At 36.7% G+C, this 4,614-nt stretch carries 4 protein-coding genes; 3 read left to right on the top strand and 1 reads right to left on the bottom strand.

Features of this window, described 5'->3' with window-relative positions:
• Positions 1-703: 703 nt before the first annotated feature.
• From FCV43_RS20040 to FCV43_RS20030, 3 genes are all read left to right on the top strand, one after another.
• Positions 704-1,483: a winged helix-turn-helix domain-containing protein gene (locus tag FCV43_RS20040; protein ID WP_136996172.1), complete on the top strand. Its 780-nt coding sequence runs from the start codon at positions 704-706 to the stop codon at positions 1,481-1,483.
• Positions 1,467-1,949: a hypothetical protein gene (locus FCV43_RS20560; RefSeq protein WP_136996171.1), complete on the top strand. Its 483-nt coding sequence runs from the start codon at positions 1,467-1,469 to the stop codon at positions 1,947-1,949. The genes FCV43_RS20040 and FCV43_RS20560 overlap by 17 nt, the downstream gene beginning before the upstream one ends.
• A gap of 208 nt (positions 1,950-2,157) precedes the next feature.
• On the top strand, positions 2,158-3,162 hold the full coding sequence (locus tag FCV43_RS20030; RefSeq protein ID WP_136996170.1) for a GlxA family transcriptional regulator: 1,005 nt from the start codon (positions 2,158-2,160) through the stop codon (positions 3,160-3,162).
• 765 nt (positions 3,163-3,927) lie between these two features.
• Here the strand turns inward: FCV43_RS20030 and FCV43_RS20025 are convergent.
• Entirely contained in the window at positions 3,928-4,506 is a 579-nt protein-coding gene (locus tag FCV43_RS20025) for an outer membrane beta-barrel protein (RefSeq protein WP_136996169.1), read from the bottom strand.
• Positions 4,507-4,614: the final 108 nt, after the last annotated feature.

Here is a 4,614-nt window from a genome sequence, read left to right as displayed (position 1 = left end):
AATTACGCAACAAAGCCAAACTATAATGCTCAGGTTGGTGAAACCTACGCCATGATTAAAGCGTTGAATAAACTCACAGGGTTAGATATGCCTAAAACGATAGAAATAGCCTAATAATCACCCATATTGGCAGTTTCTATCTGAGATCCAATTAGGAAACAAAGCCAAGTCGACTTTACATCGCTTGCTACAGAAAACTTCCAAATAATAACCAACATAGAAGTGATAACTTTTAATTGATATAAATCGCACTAGCGAGGATACTAGAAATGAAACATTGGGGAAATGTCAATAAAGATCTAACAATTTCTAGCTTATTGTTTGCTATTCGTTGCTAATACAGTTTTCCTTACTCCTAGCTTTGTAAAGAAATCGGATAGAGTATAAATTAGTGCCATTTTAGCTTAATCGATATGAACTACTTATCCATATCAACTTTGTTAATAGCGAGTCAGTAAAAACGCAAATTTTAATAACATTCTATTTGATGGTGGAGATGAAGGCTTTGAAGTACTACTAAGCAGTATCGGACAATATTGCAACATTCCAAGTTGTTCAGTGCGTTGATATTAATAGCAGGGCTCAAAGCAAATATTAGCGCCGTACCTCGCTAATACAACTCAGCCCAATTTTTCATGTTATGATTACACCATAACTCTTCATACTCGGCTCATCTCGTATGGGAACATTAAAGGATAAAAACATGTGGGTATTTGACCCAATAGCTCGAAGACAATTATCACATCCGAGCCAAGAAAAAGGCAAGAAACTCAAGTCCACCGAGAGCAAACTTCTACAGTTATTGCTTATTAATCAAGGAAAAGTAGTTTCTAAGCAAGCCATTTTGCAAGAGGTTTGGGGAGATCGAATTGTTTCTGCATCTAGTATTACCCAATCAATAGCACAAATACGTCTGGCTCTTGATGACAACGGTAAAGAGCAGCGGTATATCAAAACAATTCCAAAGCAAGGGTATATACTTGTAGATGGTGCGATAAAATTATCACTGCCGAATTTAACAGCGAACGAAAGCAAACCCCACATCAAGGGTAAGGAAAAGGATCAACCACAAGCTGAAAAGTCCTCGTTAAAACCTGCAAACAAGCCATCACTGAATAAATTGATCCAGTACACACTCGCTGCTTCCTTATCCATCGGGATTATTTCAATCAGCTACTGGCTTATCACTATTTACATTCACTCCCTGAGCGTGGGTACAAAACAATGGCTAAATGTTGAAGTGAGTGGCATTAGTTATTATTACGATTCAAGTCCGAGTGGCGCTAAGCTTTTTGAATCTATTTCAGACGTATATCAGCATAATATAAATAAAATTTTCCTGTCAAAAAACCCAGAACAGATATACGTATCGTGTATCTATAAGACCGAAAAGTTTAGTGAAATCAGCTCCACTAACTTGAGTTTCTCAAATCAATACAGAATTCAGCAAATCAAAGAGGCCATTCGTGAACAGTGCAAGTAAGTTAAACGTCTTATTAACGGGGTTGCTCGCTAGCTTGATGCTATTATTTTTATATCTAAATAAGATTATCTACCCACTATTTCTTGAAGGAAAAAACGATACCTTGCTCTTTGGCCATGGCGTCACTTTTAGCGAATCAGGGGCTGAGAAGTATCGAGAAATTCACACTCTTGATCATAGATGGAGTGGCATGCATCAAATTAATACTACGTACAATATCGAGGATAACACTAGAAATTTAAACGTTTCCAATTCCGTATACTTTTGGACTCCGACCCTATTTTCAACCAGTAATACAACTTACAGTGAAGGCTATAAAACCAGCGTTGAGCGAGATAGCACGCAAGCGCACCTTATTTTAAAAACTCCGGAGGAATACTTTCAAACCGTCTATCAAGATACTAACAATTTTTGTTATTCAAGCCTTCTCACAGGCAGCATACAATGTATAACAGCTGCCCAATAGTAAAGTAATTACTCTACTACGATCAACATAATTAGTTAAAATAAAAAAACAAGAAGTACACTCTCAATAAATTCAATAACTTAGAAAGCAACCTTTAACAGTAGTACTTTCAGAACAAAAAAATAATCATCATATAAGTTCATTAGCCCACACTTCAAAATTGAGACATAGTATATGTAAGTATTCGCTACATAAGAAAAAATGCACTATGAATTTCACGTGTAACAATCCTAAACCGCTTCAAATAACAGCCCTACTCTTTGACGGAATGTCGACAACGTCTATTTCTGGGCCAATTGAGATGTTAACCGCTGCAAGCGCATTAGCAAGAATTCCAGAGCCTGAAATAAATTATGTTTCAGGATCAGGAAGAGCAGTTCAAGCGCTCGGTGGTATTCAGTTATCACCAAACCGCGATTGGAATGAGGTATTTCATTCCGACATCCTTCTGATCGGTTCCTGCTGCGAGCCTAAAGAGTTACCACTATTGATGGATGATGGCATGGGAAATTGGCTAAAGAGGATGATTAAGGGCTCTTCTTACGCTGTATCATTAGGTACAGGTTCTTTTCTACTCGCTCAATTAAATTTACTCAATCGTAAAGTAGCTACGACACACTGGGGACATAGCAACTTATTCCGCGAACATTACCCAGCGGTAAAATTACAACCAAACATGAAAGTTACTCGTGCAGATAACTTAATCTGTACTTCCTGTGTTGACGAGTACTATCAAGCAATGCTGCTGGTTCTTGATGATCTTTTTGGCTCAAACCATAAAGAAAAATGTGATCAGTTTTTAAAAGGAGAAGTAACAGATGAACATCAAGTATTACATTCTTACTTTTCTGAGTTTCGTCTACATAATGATCAACTGATCCATTCACTACAGGACTGGATGCACAATCAAGATTCTACTCAGCTAAATGTTGTTAAATGCGCAACTCAATGCTTTTTGAGTGAACGACAAATGAAACGACGCTTTAAACTAGCGACCGGAGAGACCCCCATTAATTATATACAAAGAATCCGAATCGCTTTGGCTCGCGAGAAACTAAATAAAACCAAATATTCTATAGAGCATATTTGCAGCCAAATTGGATACCGTGATAGTAACTATTTTCGTTTACTTTTTAAAAAGTATCACAATATGACACCAACTGAATATCGAAAGTCAATCCAATATTATGAGGGTAATTACTGTAATTCTTAGATTAATATAAGCCAACAAACATTAAATAAACCAAATCTGTTAAAAACGCTAAGACGAGTTAGCCAAAGTATCTGTTTTACTAACTTGACAAATTCAGCAGCTCCAATTTTTAGTCATGACTCCAGTCTGTTGTTTCCATTTTAGAACCTACGCTTTTCGGAAGCCACTCATGGAAGCTACTCAGATTATTGCTGATTTTTCAGCTCAACTATGCTAGCGAAACAAGTAAGAGTTGCGTTAAAGAAATGGAAACCTTCGATCAAGGTTTACCATTCCTTTTTATGGCACAGTTGATTACATATTTATTCACCGAATCTCTCTCACCCTGAGAACTTGTTTAAAGCGACTAATTCAAAAAGCTATCAACTCCACCAGTTCAGGAAAATACACAATAAGGTTATCAACACCTTTATGGAACGAGAGTTTTACTATCAATCAGCTCATTGGAGTCATAAACGAACAACATGACTCAGGATTCACTTATCCGCTGAAGCTTCATTCGATGTACCATTTTGACTTAATGCCAATCAATGTTATTGAGCATGGATAAGGTTAATAGCGGCAGTAATAGTAGTTTAGCCAGTTGACTTAGGGTTATGAAGATATTTTAACCACCTTAACCGTACCAATATGCAATCAACTAAAGGATGTTTAATATCACAATAACGCAGCGATCTTTCTAGTGGGTGCTTGTTCGGAGCCATAAGAAAGATAATGATCCTTTTTATCTCTCTTATGGCTTTAACATAAGTACCGAATTGTAACTTAAAAGTTAAATGCAAGCCCTGTATACAGAGTGCTAGTATTCGCTTCAATAAGTTTATACCCACCTTTTAGCGATATATTTTTAGTAACCATTAAACCAACTTCACCACCGAGTGTAACTCCTGAGCCAATTTTCTCAACTAAATCTACATCGGTACGGGTTCCAGAAACAGTATAATTAGCATTACCTGAAGCGGATACACTCGCATACCCAACTTGACCGCTTACGTAGAATCGACCGAAATAAAGTCTTGGTTTATAGCTTAGATTTATCGCTGTCAGTTTTAGTTCACCAGAACCAGTAATAGCACCACCTAAATTGTCATAGTTGTATTTCGCACTTCCTGCATTAATGTACTCAAGTTCAAATGCGTTTACCCAGTCACTTAATGTTGGGAGTTGGTATCCAAACTGAAGTGCGTATCCCGAACTTTCATCTGATTTTGTAAACAAAGGAATATCAATAAAATCTGATTTTACATAATCAATTCCAACGTAAAAATTGGAAGTGTTACTTGCCGCTATGGCAGTTCCAGAAGTAAGAACAGTGAGCGTTAATAGTGTCATTAATTTTTTCATATAATTCTCTTTAATTTACTGCGACCAATTGTTAAATACATGTCTCGACAGTGTTTAATTTGTTCTATTGTTAAATATTCCTCTCTTTGTTGGCTTTGTTGCGTAATT

Origin of the sequence: Vibrio genomosp. F6 (genome assembly GCF_005146325.1) — a bacterium.
Lineage (GTDB): Bacteria > Pseudomonadota > Gammaproteobacteria > Enterobacterales > Vibrionaceae > Vibrio > Vibrio cortegadensis.
This window is presented reverse-complemented; position numbering and strand designations above follow the sequence as displayed.